Source organism: Ornithinibacillus caprae (assembly GCF_009728145.1).
Classification (GTDB): Bacteria; Bacillota; Bacilli; order Bacillales; family Amphibacillaceae; genus Ornithinibacillus; species Ornithinibacillus caprae.
Genome location: NZ_WOCA01000013.1, coordinates 97,255 through 121,244, shown reverse-complemented (window position 1 = coordinate 121,244; position 23,990 = coordinate 97,255). Strand labels below are relative to the sequence as shown.

At 37.1% G+C, this 23,990-nt stretch carries 19 protein-coding genes and 2 riboswitches; of the genes, 8 read left to right on the top strand and 11 right to left on the bottom strand.

All coding sequences use genetic code 11. From position 1 onward, the window contains the following. The 5 genes from GMD78_RS15255 to GMD78_RS15235 all read right to left on the bottom strand — a co-directional run. A partial coding sequence (locus GMD78_RS15255; protein WP_155669798.1) for an RHS repeat-associated core domain-containing protein occupies window positions 1–7,594 on the bottom strand: 7,594 nt, incomplete at its 3' end. Window positions 7,595–7,865: 271 nt separating this feature from the next. Beyond that, window positions 7,866–7,951, bottom strand: a riboswitch (cyclic di-GMP riboswitch). A gap of 313 nt (window positions 7,952–8,264) precedes the next feature. Continuing rightward, window positions 8,265–8,567 (bottom strand): PTS sugar transporter subunit IIB, encoded by a 303-nt coding sequence (locus GMD78_RS15250; protein ID WP_155669796.1) that lies wholly within the window; start codon window positions 8,565–8,567, stop codon window positions 8,265–8,267. Beyond that, window positions 8,567–8,905, bottom strand: a complete 339-nt coding sequence (locus GMD78_RS15245) for a PTS lactose/cellobiose transporter subunit IIA (RefSeq protein WP_155669795.1) — start codon at window positions 8,903–8,905, stop codon at window positions 8,567–8,569. The genes GMD78_RS15250 and GMD78_RS15245 overlap by 1 nt, the downstream gene beginning before the upstream one ends. Before the next feature lie 3 nt (window positions 8,906–8,908). Then, the gene (locus GMD78_RS15240) at window positions 8,909–10,195 is read right to left on the bottom strand and encodes a PTS sugar transporter subunit IIC (RefSeq protein ID WP_196493840.1); all 1,287 of its coding nucleotides are present in this window, start codon (window positions 10,193–10,195) and stop codon (window positions 8,909–8,911) included. A gap of 2 nt (window positions 10,196–10,197) precedes the next feature. Next, window positions 10,198–11,517 (bottom strand): 6-phospho-beta-glucosidase, encoded by a 1,320-nt coding sequence (locus GMD78_RS15235; protein WP_155669793.1) that lies wholly within the window; start codon window positions 11,515–11,517, stop codon window positions 10,198–10,200. 271 nt (window positions 11,518–11,788) lie between these two features. On the opposite strand from GMD78_RS15235, the gene GMD78_RS15230 reads away from it, so the two are divergent. Both GMD78_RS15230 and chbG read left to right on the top strand, forming a co-directional pair. After that, a complete protein-coding gene (locus tag GMD78_RS15230; RefSeq protein ID WP_155669791.1) occupies window positions 11,789–12,520 on the top strand; it encodes a GntR family transcriptional regulator in 732 nt (243 codons plus the stop codon). A 28-nt stretch (window positions 12,521–12,548) separates the two neighbouring features. Further along, entirely contained in the window at window positions 12,549–13,241 is a 693-nt protein-coding gene (gene chbG / locus GMD78_RS15225) for a chitin disaccharide deacetylase (RefSeq protein WP_155669789.1), read from the top strand. A 52-nt stretch (window positions 13,242–13,293) separates the two neighbouring features. Here the strand turns inward: chbG and GMD78_RS15220 are convergent, their stop codons facing one another. After that, a complete protein-coding gene (locus tag GMD78_RS15220; protein ID WP_155669787.1) occupies window positions 13,294–14,367 on the bottom strand; it encodes a glycosyltransferase family 4 protein in 1,074 nt (357 codons plus the stop codon). Between the two features lie 181 nt (window positions 14,368–14,548). On the opposite strand from GMD78_RS15220, the gene GMD78_RS15215 reads away from it, so the two are divergent. The 5 genes from GMD78_RS15215 to GMD78_RS15195 all read left to right on the top strand — a co-directional run bounded on the left by GMD78_RS15215 (window position 14,549) and on the right by GMD78_RS15195 (window position 17,450). Further along, window positions 14,549–14,953, top strand: a complete 405-nt coding sequence (locus tag GMD78_RS15215) for a hypothetical protein (protein ID WP_155669785.1) — start codon at window positions 14,549–14,551, stop codon at window positions 14,951–14,953. 362 nt (window positions 14,954–15,315) lie between these two features. Continuing rightward, window positions 15,316–16,059, top strand: coding sequence for a threonine/serine exporter family protein (locus GMD78_RS15210; protein WP_425495060.1), 744 nt, complete (start codon window positions 15,316–15,318; stop codon window positions 16,057–16,059). Between the two features lie 97 nt (window positions 16,060–16,156). Next, a complete protein-coding gene (locus GMD78_RS15205) occupies window positions 16,157–16,606 on the top strand; it encodes a threonine/serine exporter family protein (protein WP_155669783.1) in 450 nt (149 codons plus the stop codon). 134 nt (window positions 16,607–16,740) lie between these two features. After that, a riboswitch (cyclic di-GMP riboswitch) is annotated at window positions 16,741–16,825 on the top strand. Between the two features lie 134 nt (window positions 16,826–16,959). Further along, window positions 16,960–17,205 carry a hypothetical protein gene (locus GMD78_RS15200; protein WP_155669781.1) on the top strand — a complete coding sequence of 82 codons (246 nt, stop codon included), beginning with the start codon at window positions 16,960–16,962 and terminating at the stop codon, window positions 17,203–17,205. 23 nt (window positions 17,206–17,228) lie between these two features. Beyond that, on the top strand, window positions 17,229–17,450 hold the full coding sequence (locus tag GMD78_RS15195; RefSeq protein WP_246187671.1) for a DUF2187 family protein: 222 nt from the start codon (window positions 17,229–17,231) through the stop codon (window positions 17,448–17,450). A gap of 171 nt (window positions 17,451–17,621) precedes the next feature. Here GMD78_RS15195 and GMD78_RS15190 read toward each other — a convergent pair whose 3' ends face one another. From GMD78_RS15190 to GMD78_RS15175, 4 genes are all read right to left on the bottom strand, one after another. Beyond that, entirely contained in the window at window positions 17,622–17,894 is a 273-nt protein-coding gene (locus GMD78_RS15190) for an HU family DNA-binding protein (protein ID WP_155669779.1), read from the bottom strand. 197 nt (window positions 17,895–18,091) lie between these two features. After that, complete coding sequence (locus tag GMD78_RS15185; protein ID WP_343042357.1) at window positions 18,092–21,169, bottom strand: efflux RND transporter permease subunit; 3,078 nt, start codon at window positions 21,167–21,169, stop codon at window positions 18,092–18,094. Between the two features lie 3 nt (window positions 21,170–21,172). Continuing rightward, window positions 21,173–22,033 (bottom strand): efflux RND transporter periplasmic adaptor subunit, encoded by an 861-nt coding sequence (locus GMD78_RS15180; RefSeq protein WP_155669777.1) that lies wholly within the window; start codon window positions 22,031–22,033, stop codon window positions 21,173–21,175. An 18-nt stretch (window positions 22,034–22,051) separates the two neighbouring features. Next, window positions 22,052–22,894 carry a TetR/AcrR family transcriptional regulator gene (locus GMD78_RS15175; RefSeq protein ID WP_343042359.1) on the bottom strand — a complete coding sequence of 281 codons (843 nt, stop codon included), beginning with the start codon at window positions 22,892–22,894 and terminating at the stop codon, window positions 22,052–22,054. A 421-nt stretch (window positions 22,895–23,315) separates the two neighbouring features. Between GMD78_RS15175 and GMD78_RS15170 the strand changes: the two genes are divergently transcribed. Further along, on the top strand, window positions 23,316–23,501 hold the full coding sequence (locus GMD78_RS15170) for a YjfB family protein (protein WP_155669773.1): 186 nt from the start codon (window positions 23,316–23,318) through the stop codon (window positions 23,499–23,501). A gap of 65 nt (window positions 23,502–23,566) precedes the next feature. On the opposite strand, the gene GMD78_RS15165 is transcribed toward GMD78_RS15170, so the two are convergent. Beyond that, window positions 23,567–23,905, bottom strand: a complete 339-nt coding sequence (locus tag GMD78_RS15165; RefSeq protein WP_155669771.1) for a hypothetical protein — start codon at window positions 23,903–23,905, stop codon at window positions 23,567–23,569. Between the last annotated feature and the right edge of the window lie 85 nt (window positions 23,906–23,990).

Below are 23,990 nucleotides of genomic sequence, written 5' to 3'. Positions count from 1 at the left end.
TTACTACAGATCCTGGTCGGGTGTCTACCCTACTATACTCTATTGATTTCGAGATATTATCGGTATGACCTACCCCTTCCTCATCAAAATATCCTTTAAGGACTGCTTGGTAATACCAGGTCTCTGTTGTGACTTCATCCCAATACAGTGTTATGTCGCGTTCGCCAACTACTTCTCTATAATTTTGATTATTGGTGTGAGACCCATAGTCTTGAAAATTATATTCCCACGTTTCTCGAATACCAAATTCTGCTTCATCACCAGTTAACGTGACAGAAAAATCCTTTTTTTGAATTACTTCTGACGGGATTTCCTCTGCCGTCCGTCCCGTTGGATCCCAATAATTCAACGGATTATTCATCACGTAAGAATAACGGTTTTGTGTTAACGGATTATCCAACGTTCCCGCATACGTATCTTCCTGTAAGAATCGAGCAGTCGATGGATCATACATACGGGCCTGCATATCGATTAAGCCTACATCTTGATCATACGAATGACCAGTATAGCTTGTTGTATTATAAGGCGCCGTAATACCGTTTACAAGACCACCAAATGCATCATGTCGATAGCTTTGGATTACATCTCCGTGGCGGTCGGTTAGCTCACTTGCCGTAGCCATTCCATCATAATGATAATACATCATGCCACCAGTTGTTTTCATACTTGGGTCATGGCCTGGAATACTTCGTCCATGATAACCGAACATTTTTTGCGATACCACTTGGTTGTTTGCACCGATGTAGTATTCTGCATATGGTGATCCGGATGGACTATACTCCTTGTGCACGAGATGGCTCATCCCTTCATAGAAGTAGCGATTTTCTACAACTTCCATCTTTTCTTTGCCTTCTCCATGCTTATAAAGTCCCCAAGCGTTTCCCTGACCTGGATGATCTTCTTTATCTCTTCCTTTTCCAGGATTGTCCTTATCATTGCCTTTTCCTGGGTTATCTTTCTCTAATCCTTTTCCTTGCCCCGGATGTCCATCTTTATATGGATTACCAAGTGAACGCCACATACCACTTTCACGAGTTACTTTACGATCGAGGCCATCATAACCATAAGTTACATAGCTGTTGTCACCGAACATAACTGTACGTAATCGATTAGCCGCATCATATGTGTACGTTCGTTGTTCAAATAAACTTGTTTCCTGTATGATATTTCCATTTTCGTCATACTCAAACGATTGGTCACCAGCTTTGACTAGTTGGTTGTTCTCATTATAGTAATAATTCGTTACTTCTCCATCAGCTGTCTCAGTCAAACGGTTTCCAACAGCATCATATGTGTATTCTACATAGTCTACCGGTTCAACCATGTATTTCGGTTCTTCTGGAAATCCTTCCGAATCAATACCTTCATCTGCACCAAGTTTCACATTCCCGTATAATTTAGAACTATCTACTTCTTCTGTTTGTTCTTGCTGGATATTTTGTTCTTTATTATTTTCTATTGCTTGATCCGATTCCTTACCTTTATCAGAACCATTTCCCACACCATTTTGCTTTAAGAATGGATCTTTTGGTGTTGCAGAGGCAGTAGATGTAAATAATCCAATAAACCAATTCCAAGCAGTTTTAATTCCTTCCCAAACTTTTTGAAAAAATTCTTTAATATTTTCCCATGTTTTTTTAAAGAAACCTGCCTCTTGATCTTGATTATCTACTTCTGAATCATTAGTATCTGTTACTACATCTCGGTTGCCTTGTACATCTCTATCTTTCTCATGTTGCTCCTTTTCTTCAAGTTTAACTTTTTCGTCTTCATCTAATGTCTTTTCAACAGTTGAAACAGCCTCACCTACATTTTCAAGTTCCTGGTTATCATATATTGAATCTGCATCATTGGAAGAAGTTTTTGCTTTGACATCCTCTTCATTAAGAGCCTCTAATGCAAGTGAATTCTGTTCATCATTTGTTCTATGGTGTTTTCGATTTTCAGGAAATTCAGGCTCCCTCTCATACATTTTGTCTAACGGGTAATCCACAGCTGTTAAACGGTTTAAGGCATCATAACTGTAAGTTGTGGTAGATCCATCTTCTTCAATTTGCTTCGCACGCTGCCCAGCATCATTATACTCATAGGTAAATGTTGAGATTACCCCGTCATGGTTACGATTTTCAATACTATCAAGTTGACCATCTACTGTATAGGTTCGTTTAATTTGATTGTTGTTAGCCAAATCTTGCTGTTCAATTCTACCAAGTGCATCGTAGCTATATTTACTAGTTTCACCATCAGGATCTGTTATAGAAGTCATAAGGTTACGTGAATCATAATTATAGGAAATCGTACGGTCTTCACTATTCGTCATACTTGTAATATTACCAACCGCATCATAGTTAAAGAATAATTGCTTTTCTACATTATGATTCATCTGTTCGATTATTCTACCAAGTGCATCATACTTGAAGGAATCCTCTGAATCTGGAGACTTCATGTAAGTAAGACGACTTAGCTCGTCATATTTGTACTCTTGTTTAAATCCATCTAAATTAATTTCTGCAACTTCACCACGAGGTGTGTAGTCATATTTAATCGTTTGACCGTTCCTGTTTATCTCTTCTACTAATTGACCAGCTGAGTCATAGGCATAGGAATGAACATTACCTAACCCATCTATTTCTTCTATAACATTGGCATTAAGGTCATATACCCATTTACGAGTGTTTCCATTCGCATCAATAATTTCAGTTAAATTACCTGTTTGATCATAATGATAGCTAGTAACTCCATCTAGAGCATCTGTTACTTTTACCAATTGATGCGTTGCATCATAGTCATAATTAGTTTCATTTCCTAATGGATTAATTTCTTTAATTAAGTTTCCAGTAGGATCGTATTCATATTTCCATGTTGAACCACTTGGAGACTTTTCTTCTATTAATCTAGATAATGCATCATAATCATACGTAATAGATTCTCCAAGAGCATTTGTCTCTTCAACCAAATTACCTATTTCATCATAATCCCATTTCGTAACATAATCGGAAGCGTCAATATACTTCGTCATGCGATTCAATTCATCGTAAACATATTTATCTTCTCGTTTTAGTGGATCAACTTCCTTGATTAAGTTACCATTTGCGTCATACTCATACGTTGTTTTCCCTTTTAATGGGTCTACAATGCTAGTAAGCCACCCATTTGGATTATACTCATATTCCCATTTCCCACTATCATTTGTAATTTGCTCCGTCATACGACCTAACTCGTCATACTTATAGAGCGTTGTAAATCCTGCCTGGTCTGTTTCCTCTATCACTCGACCAAGATTATCATACGTAAACTTATATTTATCTCCTAAAGGGTCTGTTGTTTCAGTTAAACGACTTAGTTCATCATAGGTAAAATTCCACTCGCCACCTTCAGGGTCGGTTTGCGTAGTTATATTACCAAGGACGTCATAATCATATGCGGTAATTCCTCCACGTGCATCCACGATTTTTTTCACTTGATAATTTGCATCATACGTGTAAGTAGTTGTATCTCCTAAAGGATCAATTTCTTTTAATAGATTTCCAACTTGATCATATTCATAGGATATTTTTTCGTTGTTCTCATCTATTAAAGCTATCACATTATCCAGTCCATCATATTCCATTTGATTGGAATACCCCAGTGGATCTGTTTCGGATATGATACGACCAGCTGCATCATATTCATAGGTCGTTGTCTCACCTGCAGCATCGGTAATAGACTCCAATTGATTTAAACTATCATAACTTAAAGTTGTTACCTCACCTAATGGATTGGTAATTGTTGTCCTGCCATTTTTATTATCATAAACATAAGTAGTCGTATTCTCACGAAAGTCTGTTTTACTTGTTACCCGACTGTACGCATCATAGGTGAACGTTTCTGCATTTCCCAACGCATCTACTTGTTCCACTATATTTCCAAGTGAATCATAGTCAAATTTATTCGTATAGCCAAGGGCATCAGTTATTTTAACAACTTGTCCAATCGCATCATACTCATATTCTGTAGTAGCTTCACTTGGATCTGTTACTTCAATTGGTCTTCCAAGTTCATCATATTCATAACTTATGATATTTCCAAGTTCGTCCGTAACGGTTTCCAATTCGCCAAATTCCGAATACGTATAAACCGTTTCATTTCCAAGTGGATCGGTCTCCAATTTAATCTGATCAAATGCATTATATGACCACTCGTATACGTTTCCTAGAGCATCAGTTTGTGAGACTAATCGTCCAGCTGCATCATAATCTGTTTGCGTCACATTTCCCTCTGGGTCTTTTTGTGTTTTCATTCTCCCTAATAAATCGTACGACCATTCCCATATTCCACCTTCCGGATCCGTCATTTGACTCATTCCACCAAGAGGGTGATATTGCATTTTATAGGTTTCTCCTAAAGAATTTGTAGTAGCCTCAACACGACCAATACCATCATAATCTAGACTAGACACATTTCCTTTTACATCCGTATAGGAAACCTCTCGTCCCATCGCATCATATTGGAATTTTGTTACTCCCCCGCGATAATCTTCAATTTCTTTTGGCAGATCATAATAGTTGTTATATTCAATGGTAGTGATTAGTCCAAGCGGATCCGTTACTCTCTCTACTCTGCCTTTTTCATCATAAGTATAAGTAGTTGAATAACCTGCCGTATTCACTTCTTCCATTAATTGATCTAATTCGTTATAAACCCACTTACTTGATTCTCCTAATGGATTGATTTGTTCCGTTAAGCGTCCTCGATCATCGTACTTCAATTCAGTTGTTTCGCCTTTTGGGTTCTTTATATTAATTAAACGATTATTAACATCGTAAGTATAGGTCGTTTCCTCACCATCGGGACGTGTATATACAACTTGATTTTGATCCTCAACGAAATTCCATTGATGCTCAAGACCCGCTCGATCTGTCATTTTCGTCAATCGATTATAAGCGTCATAGTCAAAGTACACCGTTCTACCAGCTGAATCCTTATTTTCGATAACACGGTCTAGATTATCATACACATAAGTTTCATGATTACCTAACGCATCTTTTACTGCGGTAACACGGGAAGCATCATCATAACTATATTCCGTTACTCCTTTAGCTGGATCCGTGTAATATTTTAATCTTCCTTGTGCATCATAATCATACTTGCTGGTCTCACCAGCTCCATTTGTTTCAATCGTTAACCAGCCTGCTTTATCATATCCATAACTTTCAACTGCTTCATCTGGTAATATTTTTTTAACAAGTCGTTTGTTGTTATCATACTCATATGTTGTCGTGGACCCATTTGGGTGAAGAATATCAGTCAATAACCCATTATTATCATAAACATATTCCGTAACATTCCCATTAGCATCCGTCCATGTTTTTTCCCGTCCAGCTGCATCATAGGACCATTTATTAACTCGACCAATAGGATCAACAGATTTGGTTCGTTTACCTTCAATATTATGAGAGAATGCGATATTACGTCCGAAATTATCTTCTATTCCAGTTACATTCCCACGATCGTCATACGAATAAGTAAAGCTTTCTTCCGTTTCTCCTCTTGTTATTTTTACATTAGTTACGCCAAATGGTCCAAATACATAATCTAATGTCTCTGTAGATCTTTCAACGATATCTGGGCGACCTAGAGCATCTCTCGTATAAGTAGTCACTTCATCTTGTGGCGTTTTTACGGTTTCAACGTAACCCAAATCATCATACGTATATTTCGTTGTACCTGTAGAATCTGTGATTGTGTCTACTAACCCCTGATCATTGTATGAATAGGTTGTTATACGATTAATAGGATCTTTAACCGACTCTAATCTTCCAGAGCTATCATAGGTATTTATGGTAACTTTACCACCTTCACTACTGGTTAAAACATTGCCACGGTCATCATACGTATATCCATAGGTTACACCGTTCGGTAACTTTTCAGTTAATACATGACCAAAGTTGTCATAAGTATAAGCAGTTTTGTATTCAAGTGGATCAATTACTTCTTCCACAAATCCCTGATCGTTATAAATCATTTTCGTTACATTATCATGCGCATCTTTCATATGCGTTAGAAGGCCATTGTCATCATACGAAAAGGACATGATTACACCAGTTGGATCCGTCCGTTTAGTAACATTACCTTGTGAATCATATTCAAAAGTAGTTTCCCCTTTTAAAGGGTCAATAATTTTTACAGGTTGCTCCCATGTATTTGGATCATCATAATCATATACATAGGTTGTGGTTCCACCTGCCAAATTGGTTTCTGACACTTTATTACCTTTGTTATCGTAATCATAGCTAATGGTACCCTGTGGAGAGGAAATACCAATTAGTAAATCATCCTCGTACGTATAAGTGGTAGCCTCTTTAAGCGGGTTCACTACACGCGTTAGTTGCTCTCCGTTATGCTCATACTTCCATACGTTATCCCCTGCATCCGTAACAATTGTTACTCCGTCTTGATAGGATAATTTAAAGTATTCCTTACCATACATACGGACACTAGTTACTTGATTATTACTGTTATACGAGAATTCCATTGTCTTTTGATCATCTGTTATGGAAGTAATTCGATCTGCTCCATCATATGAATAGCTAACCGTTCTTCCGTCAGCCTGAATTACTTTCTTTAGTCGATCAGAACTATCATATGAATAACTTACTACTCTTCCAAAAGGATCTTCCATAGAATCTAGTAAGTTACCTTTCCAATTAAGGGTAGTGGTGTGTCCAGTTGTATCCGTTACTTTGTTAATATTTCCATTTTCATTATAATCAAAGGAAATGATATTCCCTTTTCTATCTTCATATCGAATCATTTTTCCTAGCTTTGAATCTTGATCTGGATAATCAGGAAGGTCAGGATCTTCTGTATTGTAACGCCAAGGAGCATAATATCCATAATAGGTGATTTTCGTACCATCTGGTTTGGTCACTACATATTCATACTGATCAATACGTTCTAGTGTCGATTCATCTTCTGACGGTACATATGTCCCTTTATGTAATTCATAATTTATTAATGAGTCATCATCATAGCTTGTAATATAACCATCCTCAGATCCAATGACAAAATTATAAGTATTAACTCCTCCATCAAACCTTGTTTCACCAATATGGTACTCTGCATACATCCTAAGCTCATTAAATAAACTTGATTGCCATAAGTCACCTTTTTCCGAGTTTGGTAGATAGGTCCGTTCTACTAAATAATCCATGCCAATTCCAGGTAAAAGGAGATCAACTTCAGATATTTTCAATTCACCTGAAACTAAATCTACAGGATGATCAAAGGATTGTGATAATATCCCCTCTGCCGTATCATCATACATACGATCCCGCGGTGCCGCTGAAGGTGTTGTATCCCCATCTATTGCAGAAGGCAAAAATGGTTGATTCCCCTGTACCGGGTTAAGTAATGGTACAGGATCCTGACCTGTCCTCGGCAGAAAATCCAGAATCGATTCTGGATTCATAAAATCTGCTTCACCAGGTAATTCAAACTGACGAAGCTCCCCGCTAGCAGCAAGAGGTGCTAATGGCATACTAGTAAAGATTAATAATATTGTTATGAAAATAATAAATGCTGTTCTAATTTTTCTAAACTTATTCCTATACATTAAATCTCTCCTATTGTATAAATGGTGTAAAATTTCCGATAATTGTTTTTAAAATTTTTTCATCGTTCACTAGTAACATTGATAGTTGTTATGAAATAAATTGATATATCATCCTAGGAGAGTTCTTTGATGTAATCTTAGGTGCGCACTCAAACATTTTTCATATTAAATCTATCAATACAAAACATCCCTCCTTTTTAGTAAGCCAGTCGTAGAATCCTCGACAATAAAAAAGGGCATTCTTATGCCAGAATGCCCTTAAAAAATCCAACTTGGCAACCCAGCCGTCATTGCAATTATTGCTTTAGACCTGTGGCTTTGCGCCCCCGTCTTTCAACGAGTTTGCTATTTCATTTGAAATCTATTAAATTTATAAGTTCTAAAAAGGGAAATAATCTAAAAATTACCCTTATAGGAAATAATACCCTATTAATAAAAGCAAAACAACCATTTATAGTTAATAAAACCCAATAATGCAACATGCACCGCCGTTTGATGCGACTATCGAACCAGGTTAATGGATTGGTTTTTTGTGGCGTGAAACCATATCTTTTGTTAAAACACAGAAAATCCAACAAAAAAACCACTCCATCAATTAAAATGGAGTGGTTTTTCTTGTTTTGGGGTCAGGTCCCTCGTCCCATTTGAAAATGGGACAAGGGACCTGACCCTAGTTATTCAGCGAAATTGCTTGTTCCAATACTTTGTCACCTTGGATCATTCCATATGCAATGGAATCAATGATATCTACTTTAATGCCTTTTGGTTCTACAAATTCTCTTATTTTTTTCTCTAGATAACGAACTTGTGGTCCAATTAATACGACATCTAATCCTTCTACATTATTCTTTAACTGTGATTCTGGTACTGCTTCAATTTCTACATCCATTCCACGCATTTCCGCTGCGGAACGCATCTTTTTTACGAGCATGGATGTGGACATACCTGCTGAACAAACAAGAATTATTTTCATTAATTTTCCCCCTCCAATTGTTGCATTTTTATATACATATCAATCATTTCATTGGCAAGATCTTTGACAGCCATCGATGTCATTAAATGGTCCTGTGCATGGACAAGTATTATACTAACTTGATTTTGTTTGCCACTAGCCTCCTCTTGTAACAGTTTGGTTTGAATATGATGTGCCTCATTAAATTCTTTACCTGCTTCTGAAATTTTTTCTCTAGCCTCTGAAAACTTATACTCCTTTGCCAGCATGATTGCTTCCATTGCGAAAGATCTTGCATTACCTGCATGTAAAATGATGTTAAATGATAGCATTTGCATTTCTTCTGTTGTTTCGGTCATTGTTTAACCCTCCATACGTTGCTTTAATGCTCTAACTCCTGCCATGACAAACGGTATATACATAACTACGGCAACTGTTAGATTAATAAGTTGTAATGCGATTCCACGCCAGCTGCCTCCTGTCACTAGATAACCACTAAGAATTGGTGGTGTTGTCCATGGAAGTATTGCAACTGTTTTAGGAACCAAGCCTGTTGAAATAGCAATATAAGAAATAATAGTTAAGGTTACTGGAACAAAAATAAATGGTATTAACATAACAGGATTTAACACGATAGGTAAACCAAAAATAACCGGTTCGTTAATATTGAATAACCCTGCAGGTGCAGAAAGCTTTGCAACTTCTTTATAAGGATGTTTCTGTTGTTTACGTAAAACAATTAATATTGCAATCAATAATGCAATGGTTGTACCTGACCCTCCCATGAATACAAAGGAATCAAGGAATGGTTTCGTTACCACATATGGCACATCAAATGCTGACATACCGTTAGCAAAAAGGTCCGCATTTTTCTCGATTAATGGTAGATAGATAGGTTCAATAACTGATCCTAAAATATTCGTACCATGCAATCCGAAGAACCATAATAAATGGTTAAGAAATGCAATAACAATAGCAGCAGGTAATGTGTTACCAAGACCCTGTAATGGTTGTTGAATAACATTAAAAATAACTTCAAAAACACTCATACCAGCAAATACGTTCATGATTGCTTGGAATAACCCAATTACTATTAAGATTAAAATCGATGGAATCAATGCCTTAAATGATTTTGCAACTCCATCAGGAACACCTTCTGGCATTTTAATCGTGAACTTAGATTTTATTAACACTCGGAAAAGCTCTGTTACCAGGATGGCTAAAATTATTGCTACAAATAGTCCCTGCGCCCCTAGCCATGCAAAATTCAATCCCCAGTCTTCTGTAACAGGAACTAGCATAATATAAGCAGCAGCAGAGAGTAAACCAGCCCCTAATCCATCCGTTTCATAGGATTTAGCTAGGTTGTATGCAACGGAAAATGCGATTAATAACCCAAGAACTGCAAAGGTTCCGTTCCAAATGGAACCACCTACTTCTTGCCAGTTACCATCTCCGAATATTCCATTTAAAATTTGTACAAAATCAAATTTTCCAAATGGTGGAAAGTTATTAACTAGCACAGCTAATGATCCAACTATGATTAATGGCATAATTGCAACGAAACCATCACGGATAGCTACTAAATGACGCTGTGCACCAATTCGTCCAGCAATTTCAATAAATTTTTGCATAAATTTGCTATTCATTTTTAATTCCCCCTATTTTTAAATTGTGGTAAAAACTCTTTATGTGCTTCTAAAAGTTCATCAAGTACAACTTTACTTCGTTTCTCATCCCCTAATAATGGATTCATCACAAAAGCTAAATAAGCATCATAATAACTACCAGTTATTGCAGCACGGATGACCAATTCCTCAAATGCCTTCATTTGCTGAATAATTCCTTTTACCTGATATGGTAATGACCCTAAAGCAATCGGTTTTGGGCCATCTTTCGTAATCATAGAATTGATCTCAATAACGGCATCATCAGGTAAATCAGAGATCGCACCATTATTTAAGGTGTTCACGGTTTGAATATCCTCTTTATTGTTATAGATGGAATCCATTAAACTACATGCAACATCGCTATAGAAAGCGCCACCCCTTTGTTCTAATTCTTTTGGTTTTACCTGTAGCTCTGGATTTTTGTAAATCTCAAATAAAGATTCCTCCAGTTGTTGAACTACCTCTGCTCTTATTCCATGTTCTTCGTATGCTTTCAAATCCTTTTCAAGCACATCAATGGTTTGAAAATAATATTGGTGGTAAGGATTTGGTAAAAGTCTTGTTGCTTCAATAAATGTCTTGGACCAACCTAGGTTCACAATATTAGCTGGAGAGTAATCGAGATTCTCATCAATTAGTTTGGTTAGAACCTCTTCTGTTTTCTCTTCCCCGTTAACAAATATCTTCTGGCCAAAAACAAAGTGATTCATGCCGACAAATTCGATTCTTACATTTTCGGGTGAAACATTGAGTATTTCTGCTACGGAATGGCGCATGTTAAATGGAATGTTACAAACACCGATTACTTTTTTGTGCTTGGAATATTTTAAAAGTGCTTCTGTAACGATTCCAGCTGGATTAGTAAAGTTAATCATCCATGCATTTGGACAAATAGTATGAATCTCTTCTGCAATTTCCATTAGTACTGGAATAGTACGGAATGCTTTAAAAGCACCTCCAGCACCATTAGTTTCTTGACCAATAAATCCATGACTTAACGGTATTCGTTCATCCTTTGCCCGTGCTTCCAATCCACCAACTCGAATTTGTGTAGAAACATAATCGGCATTTTCCAATGCTTGCTTTCGATTCAGTGTCCATGATAGATTAATAGATTTTTTCGCCTTTTTAATCATTCTCTGAGCTAAATTTCCGATAATATCTAGTTTCTCTTTTCCCGCTTCAATATCAACTAATACGATATCCGTCACTGGAAAACTATCATGACGACGAATCATCCCTTCAATAATCTCTGGTGTATAACTGGAACCTCCACCAATTACTACTACTTTTAATGACATAATAGGTCTCTCCTTATGATGTGTTGAGTTCATTTAGATTTTTAACTCCTGGTATGTAAGCGCTTATTTTTACCTTCAAAAAAAATAACTTATTTCCTTCTTGTTTAAATCACCTGTTGATACCTTTATACAAAATGTATCATACAAATATTATATTGTCTATACAAATTTTTGTTTATTTTCTTTAATTGTAATGACAAATTTTATTTGTTGTTATTATTTGTACTATCTTGTAAACTTTATATATAGATTTAGTTAAGGAGTTACAACGATGGAGAAAAATCAATCATTACACGCCTATATTAAAGAAGAATTATTAGATAGAATTAAGTCGAATAAATACAAAAAAGGGGAGAAAATCCCACCAGAACTAGAATTATGTAAGGAATTTAATGTGAGCAGGACAACTGTACGATCCGCACTTAATCAGCTTACTTTAGAAGGTTATTTGTATAGAAAGCAAGGTAAAGGAACGTACGTGGCCGATCAAAAGGTTAAACAAACCCTTTCGAGTACCGTTAAACGCTATAGTGACCAGATTGCGATACAAGGTAAAAAGGCAAAAATTGAACTAATTTCAATCAATGTTGTTCCAGCCACTGAAATCCTTAAAAAATCTTTAGGGGTTAAACCAAAAGAGCCTATCCAACGTATAGAAAGGATACGAAGAGCAAATGGGGAGCCTACACAGTACGAGGTATCTTATATTCCCTGGGACGTAGCACCTGGAATTACACAAGAGCATGCAGAAGTCTCTTTGTATGGATCTCTAAAAAACGCTTTTGATGTTCATATAGCAAAGACAACTGAGCATATCGAAATCACCCTAGCTGATGAAATTATTAGTACCCGCTTGGAATGCAAGGAAGGCTTACCATGTTTCTATATTGAAACCATTGCTGAAGATGACAAAGGAGATAAAGTAGAATTTTCACGTTCATACTTCCGTGGTGATAAAACAAACTTTATGATTGAGAGAAATTATCCGCCGAACAAAGAATAATTTCACATTCTAACTGGAGGAATGATCGATGAAAGTATTATTTAATGCAGATGATTTCGGTTTGACGAAAGGAATAACTGACGGAATCATGGAGGCACATACTAAAGGACTTGTCCATTCAACAACATTAATGATGAATGGAAAAGCAGTAGATTATGCAGTAAAACAAGCAAAAAATCACCCTTCTTTACATGTAGGTATACATCTTGTTTTAACATGGGGAAAGCCGGTCAGTAAGGATGTTAGTGACCTTTTAGATCCTAACGGTGAATTTAAGTTTAAAAACACCTTCCTCAAAATGGACCCACCAAATATTTACCAGGTAGAAAAAGAATGGCGTGCACAAATAGAAGCTTTTTTAGCAACTGGCCTACCCCTTCATCATATAGATAGCCATCATCATGTTCATGGCTGGGAACCGCTTAAACAAGTAGTTGTTAAACTAGCAAAGGAGTATGGTGTTAAAGTTCGATATGTTGATTCATTAAAAGATTTTCCTGAAATATTGTTAACAGAGACATTATATCTTGGATTCTATGGTGATGGAGTGGATGAGAAAATATTCCATCATTTACAGAAGTTAAATGTTAAATCAGTCGAAGTAATGACACATCCAGCAATAATGGATGAGGATTTGATTCAAGTAAGTTCCTATACCAACAAACGTGAACAGGAACTTCAAATATTATGCTCCCTAAATACCCCAGACTGGGTTGTATGATTTGGGGTCAGGTCCCTTGTCCCATTCGGAAAATGGGACAAGGGACCTGACCCTATTCTCTTGCTTTTCTTCTAAACATCCTTCCAAGGGCTTGCAACACTGGTCGTTTCCCGCCCATTACAAGTCCTGCAATTTCCGCCAGTATGTGTAGTAAAACCAGCAAAATTCCTAAAATAATTAAATTTGTAGTCATCGTTGCGTTTGAAAATAGTACTGCTAATGTTCCAAACAATGCACTTATTCCGTACAAAATCAGTACCGTCTTGCGGTGGCTATAGCCAGCAGCGAGAATCTGATAATGAATATGCTTTTGATCGCCAATCATGATGTTTTCCTTTTTTAGTGCCCGGCGTATGATGGAAAACAACGTATCAAAGATTGGTACTGCTAGTACAATAATGGGAAGCACAAAACTAAATAAGGCGATATTTTTAAACAAGCCAAGAATGGAAACAACCGCGATCATATATCCTAAAAAGTTGGAACCGGTATCCCCCATGTATATTTTTGCTGGATAAAAGTTGTGATATAAGAACCCAAGATTAGCTCCAATTAAGACGATAGAAAAGTATGCAACAAGAACCTGAGTATCAATGATTGCCATGATAAAAATACTTATTAAAGCAATTGAGGATACCCCTGTCGCAAGCCCGTCCAATCCATCTATAAGATTTATCGCGTTTGTGATACCGACGATCCATAATACGGTAATCAGTACACTGAAAAAGCCCAAATCAATAATTCCAAATATCGGTAATGTAATTCGGTCGATAATCAAGCCACCCGAAATAAGAAAGGATGCAGCAATTAGCTGTCCAGTTAGCTTGGCAACTGGTCGTAAGGTAAACCGGTCATCCAATGCGCCTGTAATAATAATTACCAGTGCTCCAATAAGAATCTCTGGCAAATGCTCGTGGTATGGCTGTAAATAAAGCCCGCCTAAAAAAGCACCTAAAAAAATGGCTAAGCCACCCATTCTCGGCGTTACTTTCGTATGTATTTTTCGATGGTTCGGAAAGTCTACCGAACCAATTTTAATTGCTAATTTTTTTACTGGATATGTTAGTAACCAAGATGAAATGAGTGCAATAAAAAATGCAATAGCTAAATCAATATATGAAAACATGACATTCTCCTATTATACTTAATAGTATCTATTGTAGCCTAAATTATAGCTACTGATAATCATGGTTGCAAATTTGATGGCAGGTTCGCTCTTCTATTATCATTATTGAGGCAATTGGTATGATATGGTAAAATAATTGAGTGTTTATTATAAATAATTCGAAAATTGGGAGTGTGTTGTAATGAGTCCTTACGTATTTTCTTTAGCAGCAGTACTTGCTGTTGTACCGATGCTCATTGTCTTTAAGATAAATATAGAAAAATTAAAAGAGAATCCTGAGAACATCGGCAAGCTGCAAACGAACTTTTTTATTGGGGCAGCAATTAGTGAAGCTATTCCACTAATATTAATTGTTTTCGGCATAGCTAATATGGAGACTGTTGCAGCTACAGATGAATTATTAATTCCAGGAATAATAGTTATTTTAACAATGGTAATCGGATCATTTTTTGTGTTTTTACAACGATCTGTTGGTGTTCCAGAAGAACTCAAAGAACAAGTAACTACATTTGCAATGGTAGGAGTTGCCCTTATTAATGCGATACCGATTATATCTATCGTATCTTTAATGATGATGGCACCTTAAAATAACCTGTCAGTACGTTATCCTTCATCTTCTTGATGAAGGATTTTTTTATTGTAATGACATTTATGCTTGGAAGGAGAATCCGCTCCACTGTTTTTGATGGATCCTCTCTTTTTACATCTTATATACGACAACACCCTATAACAAAGCTGTCTTTTTCTTTTACTTTATTAAAGTAAAGTTTCCTACTATAATATGGAGATAAAGTAAAACCTCAATCAATGGCAAGGTCCACTGATGTTCTAATACATATCAGATACTCTAGCAGTTCCCCCTAACACCTCCTAGTCGCTGATGTTAAATTGGGGATCTTACTGGCAGTATTTACAGAGAAAATTGTTGTTTTGAAAGTTGGATGTAAATTGGAAAATCATAATAGAATTACAAAGGTTTGTATGCTGGCAGGGAAAATTATGCTGGAATGTAGTGCAGAAACCTATCGGGTAGAAGATACGATGGACCGGATTGCGAAAGCTTTTGGGATTGAAAATCCACAAAGCTATGCTACGCCTACAGGAATCAACTTTTCCGTTGACCGAGCAGAAGCAGCTAATTTCATGCGAATTGCGAAGCGTACAACTGACTTATATAAAATTGCCGAGGTAAATCGGATCTCAAGAATGATTGTAGCCGATGAGCTGTCATTAGAAGAGGCACTAAAATCGTTGAATAAATTGGATTCCAATCGGTATTTCTATCCCAATAAAGTACAAATTCTAGCAGCTGCCCTTGTTAGTGGTTGTTTTACCATCATGTTTGGTGGTACATGGACAGATTTCCTCCCTGCTTGTATTGCTGGGGGAATAGGATTTGCTGGCATGCTTAGCGTTGAACGACTAGTGGAGATTCGCTTTATTGCTGAATTCTTCGCTTCACTTATTATTGGGTTATTAGCATGGGGATTCATTACAACGGGATTAGGGCTGGAGCTCGATAAAATCATTATCGGTGCGGTTATGCCACTAGTCCCAGGATTACATATTACCAATGCTGTACGAGACCTAATGGCAGGACATCTCGTAGCAGGAGTCTCCAAAGGCGTCGAAGCTACCCTCACCGCATTCGCCATCGGAGCAGGCATCGCCGCCGTCCTCGCCTTTCTATAACCTTGTCTTGTCGGTGCCTGTCACTTGTCATATTTTGTCGTATTTTGCGGGTGACAGGCACTTGTCGGAAATTGTCGATTGAAAGGAGTTTAGTGTTATGGGTATTGTTGCTCAGCTTATTACGAGTTTTATTGCTGCTGCGGGGTTCGGGATTCTTTTTAATGCCCCCAGGAGGTCATTAATACAATGTGGGTTTGTAGGTATGGCTGGTTGGATTTTATACTTTATACTTGTCCAAAATGGTATGGATTCAGTTCCAGCAACGGTATTTGGTGCGATGCTTGTAGCAGTATTTAGCCATATTTTTGCAAGGGTGTATAAGACCCCCATCATTATCTTCACTGTTTCAGGTATCATTCCACTCGTACCCGGTGGGATGGCCTATGAAGCCATGCGAAGCTTTGTCGTAAATGATTATTTTAATGCCGTCCAATATTCAGCTAAAGTAATGTTACTTGCTGGTGGTATTGCAATTGGTTTAATGTTTTCAGAGGTTGCCAATCAAATCATTCGAAAAGTAACACTACGAGTAAAGAAAGTTTCTTAAGAGTTCATTACTATCTGTAGTTTAATACACAACCATCAATTAGGTCATTTTACCCATCACACATGGGTAAAATTGTCTAAAAAAGACGAAATTTATTGAAAATATAAACCAAAAGTAATATAATGGTAAAAACTTAATGTAAAAGGCAAACTTATTGAAAGGTAAGGACGCAAAGTTACGAGTCTAAGGTCTCTAGACTATGATCGTCGGACTGCCAGAACGGATCGGATAAAAATAGTTATTGCGATACACGTTATTACATCTTTATCCACCCCCATTAAGGTGGATATTTTTATACCGATTTAGGAATATCCCTTTTACATAAGCTTAGTATTTGAAAGGTGGATGTTCTAGTGACTGTATTATTTGGTACAATCGAATATTTCGAAAACGAAATAAAGGAAATATTGACTATTACAATGAATCAAGCAGAACATTTATCTAAAATGGATGTAATAAAGACTATCTATGAAGGATTAAAATCTGAAATTTCCAATGATTTTGTCTGTGAAGAGTCATTCCGTAAAGATTGCTTACATAATTTAGATAGTGCATATGAAAGAATGATGAACCTGAAATGTCCTCAACTTATCAAATGATCGATATGAAAGGATGGAAGAAGATGAAGAATTTTGAAAGTGCACCAACAACTGATATGGAAAGAGCAGGTGTCGGAGATGTTATTCTCTTTGATCGAAAAGACAATTTATGTGAAGGTAAGGTCTTCCTTGTAAGAGATAACAGTGTTTTAGTTGAAATTTCCAAAGAAGCAGCAAAAATCTTAGGCTATGAAATGCCAAACACCGTTGTTAGACATGGCAACTATAAAATAAAAACAAGTTAACGTATAAAGGTGTTCTTCTATCGAGAAGAACACCTTTTTTGGCAAATATGAAACCATTTCTACGCTGCATACATTAGACTTGGTAAAAGCCATAAACTTTTTGTCTCATACACAAAACAAAGGCTTTCCGCTAAACATTCTTAGCGAAAAGCCCAATTATGAATTACACTATTATTTTACTGCTTCTTTTAATGCTTTGCCTGGTTTGAATGCAGGTACTTTGCTAGCAGCGATTTGGATTTCTTCCCCAGTTTGAGGATTTCTTCCAGTACGAGCAGAACGCTCACGCACTTCAAAGTTTCCGAAACCAATTAATTGTACTTTATCTCCGTTTTTCAAAGATTCGCTAATTGATTCGAATACTGCGTCTACAACTTTAGTTGCATCCTTTTTAGATAGTTCACTTTTCTCTGCTACTGCATTTACTAATTCTGTTTTGTTCATTATGTATCAACCTTTCCTATTAATTTTCTATTGATGTTTCTATTTTACTATATCGGCAATATTTAGCAAGGTTTTAATAGTTTTTTTTTGAATTTATTAGATATTTTAGCTATTTTTACCGATAATATCATCATTTTTCCCAAAATCTTGCTCTTATAAACAGGATAAGCCCCCTAATAGGGAGCTTTCCTATCTATTTATTCAACTTCAACTTCTTCTTTTTTCTTCCGTCTTACGAATTTTTTAGTAAGATCGTCAAACATACTATAGACAACAGGAATTAATACTAGAGTAAATATACTTGAAACACTTAGTCCAAATATAATCGTTACTGCTAATGGTTGTTGCATTTCAGCCCCTTCTCCTAATGCTAAACCTAATGGTACCATCGCAAGAATCGTCGTTAAGGTTGTCATTAGGATTGGACGTAGCCTACTTTTTCCTGCTTCAATAATTGCTTCAAAACGTTCCATCCCTCTTCTGCGTAGAATATTAATATAATCTACCAGTACGATGGAGTTGTTTACAACAATTCCGGCTAGCATAATGATTCCAATAAAGCCTGGAATACTTAATGGTAGACCAGTTACAAACAAGCCTAGCATAACACCAACAACGGTAGCTGGTAGTGAGAACATAATGATGAATGGGAACAAGAAGTTCTCAAACTGTATTGCCATTACCGCGTACACTAGGAAAATAGAGAATACGAGCGCTAATGCTAAGTCGGCAAATGATTCTGCCATATCTTCTGCTTGCCCACCGATAGAGTAATTATAATTCTCTGGGAATTGCATATTTCCAAGGGCCGCTTCTATATCAGAAACAACACTACCTAAATCACGATCAACAATATCACTGGTAATATTCATTTGTGGTTGTTGATTTTGCCTTAATAGAGAAACTGGTCCTTGCATTTCTTGAAAATCAGATACCTCCTCTAACGGAATAACCGCTCCTGTTGGCGTAGTAATTTTTAAATCTTGTAAATCGCTGATAGAGCTACGCTGACCTTCAGGGTACAGGAGTGTTACATCCATCTCATGGCCATCCTCACGATATTGAGTTGCCAATTGTCCTGTAAATTGTAGACTAATTTGACCTAAAATCTGATCCTGTGTTAATCCGTACATCACTGCTTTTTCATCGTCTATCACAATGTTCATTTGTGGAACACCTTCTGATGCAGCTGTTGTTGGATTATAAACACCGTTAACGGTTTGTATTTCTGCTACAACTTCCTCAGCAAGCTCATTTAATACTTCATGCTCTGGTCCATTTAATTGAATTTGAATTGGATCTCCCATACCCATACCTGCATCTGATGCACTTACTATAATTTCTGCACCTGGTATGCCTTGTAAATCCTCATCTATTTCTTGAACGATTTCAGTGGTGGTTTTATCTCGGTCACTAGCAGGTATGAGCTGGATCATATAGGTAGCGGAGTTTCCACCTCCACCCATTGCCATTGGACTTCCACCGCCGACACTGACATAATTGGTTTCAATATAATCCTCATATCCAGTTAATCGTTCATTAACTTTCTCAACAATATCTTCCGTATGACTTAAGGAAGACCCTGTTTCTGTTTCTACTGTAATTTGCATTTGACCTTGGTCTGCAGATGGGATGAACTCTGCTCCGATCAATGGAGTTAAAGCCAAACTAGCAACAATCGCTATAATTGTTCCAGAAACAGTTGTTTTACGATGTTTCAACGTCCATTTTAGAACACGTGAATAGCCATTACCAACACGCTCTAAAAAGCTATTGAACCAATATCTACGTCCATGGTTTTCCATTGCTTTTGATAATAATTTAGAAGAAAGCATTGGAACCAATGTCAAGGCAACAACTAACGATGCAATTAATGAAAACGCAACTGCTAACGCTAGTGGAGTAAACATATCTGAAGCTACTCCTTCAACGAACACGATTGGTAAAAATACAACCAATGTTGTCGTAGTCGAAGCAATAACTGCCGGTGCTAATTCCGAAGCACCTTTAATCGCTGATTCCTTCAGGCTGTAACCCCGTTGTCTATAGGAATAAATATTTTCCAATATAACTATTGAACTATCCACCATCATCCCAAGTCCTAATGCTAATCCACCTAGAGTCAGGATATTTAATGTCTCACCTGTAAAGTACATAAGTGTAAAGGTAGAGATAATTGCGATTGGGATTGATAGCCCAATTACAATCGTTGCACGAATGCTTTTTAGGAATAACAAAAGCACAATTAATGACATGATTCCACCGAGTAAAATATTTTTTACTACAGAGTCAATTGACATCTCAATAAACTCAGACGTATCAATAACCACATCTAGGTTTATATCGTCTGGTAATTCTTTATTTAAATCTGCAACTCCGTCCTTTATATTAGAGGCAACTTCAACCGTATTACCATCGGTTTTCTTCATGATAGATAATACAAGTGATTCGCTACCATTTACTAAGGTTAAGCCATTCGATTCCTTATATGAATCCTGTACATCGACAACATCTTCTACATGAATCGTTGCTCCACTTTGGGTTTGAATAACTGTTTTTCCAATATCATCAAGTGACTCAAATGTACCTGTCACACGTAGCTGTAAGTCTTTATCTCCTCGTTCTACTGTTCCAACAGAGGAGGACTGATTTTGATTATTCAAGGCTTGCATAATAACCTGTGGATTAACTCCATATTGTTGCATTTTAGCTTCATCCAGGATTAACTGAATTTCACGTGTTTTCGCTCCCTCAACGGTTACGGATGCAACACCGCCTTGACGTTCAAAGTACGGAACAATTTGGTCTTCCGCTATTTCTGTAAGTGCGGTTGCTTCTTTTCCAGTCAAACTAACCCATAAAACTGGCATTTGATCTGGATTGAAACGCATGATGTTTGGTTCCCCAGCACTTTGTGGTAAAAATCCTTTAATTTGGTCGACTCGCTCCCGAACATCAAGCAATGCTTGATCGAGGTCGACGCCATTATTAAACATCATAACAACAAGGGATGCCCCTGATTGAGACTGGGATTGAATCGTATCAATACCTTCAACAGAGCTAATAGCGGACTCAATCGGCCTGCTGATTAAATTTTCTACTTCTTGTGGTGCTGCGTCATCATAAGATGTTGCTATTACTGCGATAGGCAAATCCATTTTCGGAAAAAGATCAACTGCCAAACTGCGGAGAGATACAACACCGAGTGCAATAATAGCTAGTACGATCATGATGACACCAACTGGTCTTTTTACGGATGTACTGACTAGCTTCACTGTCTATTCCCCGCTTTCTTCTATAATATCTACCTTGGTTCCATCAGAAAGCAAGAGCTGACCATTTACAACAATTTGGTCGCCTTCTGCTATGTCACCTTCAATTGCTGTTTGCTCAGACTGCGTTTCTTTGATCGTTACAGTGGTTTTAACTGCTTGATCATCTGTAACGATGTAAACAAATGTTTCATCACTTTCATCAACAATGGCTGCCGTTGGTACAAGAATGGTATTTTCTACACGAGATACAGGTACATTCATCTGTGCAACAACGCCAGTTACTATATCGCCCTCTTCATTATCTACACTTGCTTCTACGGCATATAATCCCGTATCATTAGGCATTTGACCAACTTTTGATACTTCTGCCTCATATTCCGTTCCATTTATAATTGCTGTAAAGGTATCACCTTTTTCAATATGAGAAAGCATATCTGCAGTTACATTAAATTGCAGCTTCATCGTATCCATGTCGGCAATCATTGCTAATGGATCAGAATTGGAAACCATTGCGCCTTCTTCTGCTTCCAGGTTTACAATCTTTCCATCCTTAGCTGCATACACATTTTGCTTCCCGGCTGGGGTAAGGATCGTTGCGATTAAGTCATCCTCTTCCACCATATCCCCATCTTCTACTTCTAATACATCGATTTCCCCTGGGTTTTGTAGCATAATTGGTGTCATGCTATTTGGTGCAGTTCGCCCAAATAGGGAGCTTTCTACAACTAGATCCCCTTCTGTAGCTTCAGCTATCTCAACTGGTGCTACTCGTTCCTGTTCTTCCTCATTGGATTGGTCTTCTTCCGTACACGCAGTAAGCAAACCAATAAGTAGTATGCCTGCGATTATCATCAATTTTTTCATCGTTCATGCTCCTTTTTATTAATCTAATAATTCCATATTGAAACGGGCTGCTAAGTGCTCACACTCATCGTGTACAACTGGATACCGCTGCAAATGTACCAATAGCCCTTGAATAAGCAGTTTTTTTGGTTCATCCTTGTTTGCTTCTACTTCAATTTCATCAACTACCTGATTCAATTCGGTTATCTTTGACCGATCTAGCGGTAATGTTTTTATTTTCTCCCGCAACTGCAATAAAATTTGTGGTATATCCAGTTGTTGCATTCGTTTTCCAACAGGATCTTGATCAACCGTAGCGAGTGCATTTTCTTGTTCTACTAGCATCGATTGAACAAGATTATCTAACCTCCTAACGATATAGGCTCCAAATTCTGAACGGTCAATTTTAATATCATCAATAATGATCCACTTAAAGTATCCATTTATTAAGCCATCTAATTGGATAATACAATCGAGTAATATATGGCTAACCTTTTCTCCATAAATAGCTAAAATGCTGTCCTTCATCCACTGAAAATTTTCGGTTTTCATTTGTTTAATTAGCTGATCTGTTTTATTACTAATCGAAATTTCCTCGCGAAGATGCATGGTAATAAAGCCTTTATGTGCGTGAATATACTCTGTGATTGCCGTAATTTGGTCTGCTAGACTTTTACTCGGCTCATCGTTAGTACGTTTTATTTGCTCCAATTGTTTCGTTATTTGTTCGTGAAAATATTGAAATGCAGACGTGATAAAATCTTCCTTGGATTGAAAATATAAGTAAAAGGCACCTTTCGAAATGCCTGCTGCTTTTGCAATTTCCTGGATGGATGTCGTATGATATCCCTTTTCAGCAAACAAATCTAGTCCTACCTCAATTAATTTTATTTGTTTTGGGTTCAGGATAAGTCACCTCTTTTCTGCCGTGACTGACCAGTCAGTCATATAAACATAAATAAATAACGCAATTCTTATTATACATAGGTACACGGTTTAATAACAAGCGAAATAACGTTAAGTTTTTATAAAGTGAATCGTCAATCAGTGGGGGTTATCTACATCCCCCACTGATTGTTATGAACGAATCGGACATTTACGGGCAGGTGATCCCTCACTTAACCTCCTTGGTTTCTCCTCGTAGGTTTGAAGTGGGAGTCTTACTGCCCGTTATATGCGGGATAAATTGACTATTTGGTCAGAAATTCTTGGTAAGTAGTGGAATATACGTAGGAATTAGTGATGCTTGTTACTTTAGTTTATGGTACACTAACAATAACAAAGGATTATTGGAGGTTTTACCATGGACATTGCAGCAATGTCAGTAGTCATGAATCAGGCACAAGTTCGTTCAGATGCAAGCCTAGCGGTTATGGGGAATGTGAAGGATTTAATGGAGCAGCAAGGTGCACAATTAAAAGAAATGCTTCAACAATCTGTAAGTGCCCCGCATCCATCTCTTGGAAAACAATTAGACATTCAAGTTTGATGTACATAAAAACGCAAGTGATCCCCTGCTAATTACATTAACAGGGGATTTTTTTAGCATGACGATTATTCGTCATCATTATTATTTTCGTCTTCTGTATTCATGCCTTCATCATTTTCATCAAGACCATTATCTTCACCTAGGCCGTCGTCAACACCGTTATCTTCTTCCAAGCCATTATTCCCGTTTTGGTCTCCATTTTGATCCGTGTCATCCATGCCGTCATCATCAAATCCGCCCATATCATCTTCATCTTGATTCAATGGTGCATCATCTTCTTCAACAGGATCTTCTATAATGTCCTCATCCATCGGATCATCTTCATCATCAGTTCCACAAGCAGTAGTGACCAACGATAGAGCTAATATCGGAGCCCCAAACTTAAGTAGCCATTTCCTTTTCATGATAATTTCCTCCTTTAGTTGTTCACTTTCGACAATAGTTTACCCATTTTTACATAAAGTGATACTAATTTATTCAAAAATCATT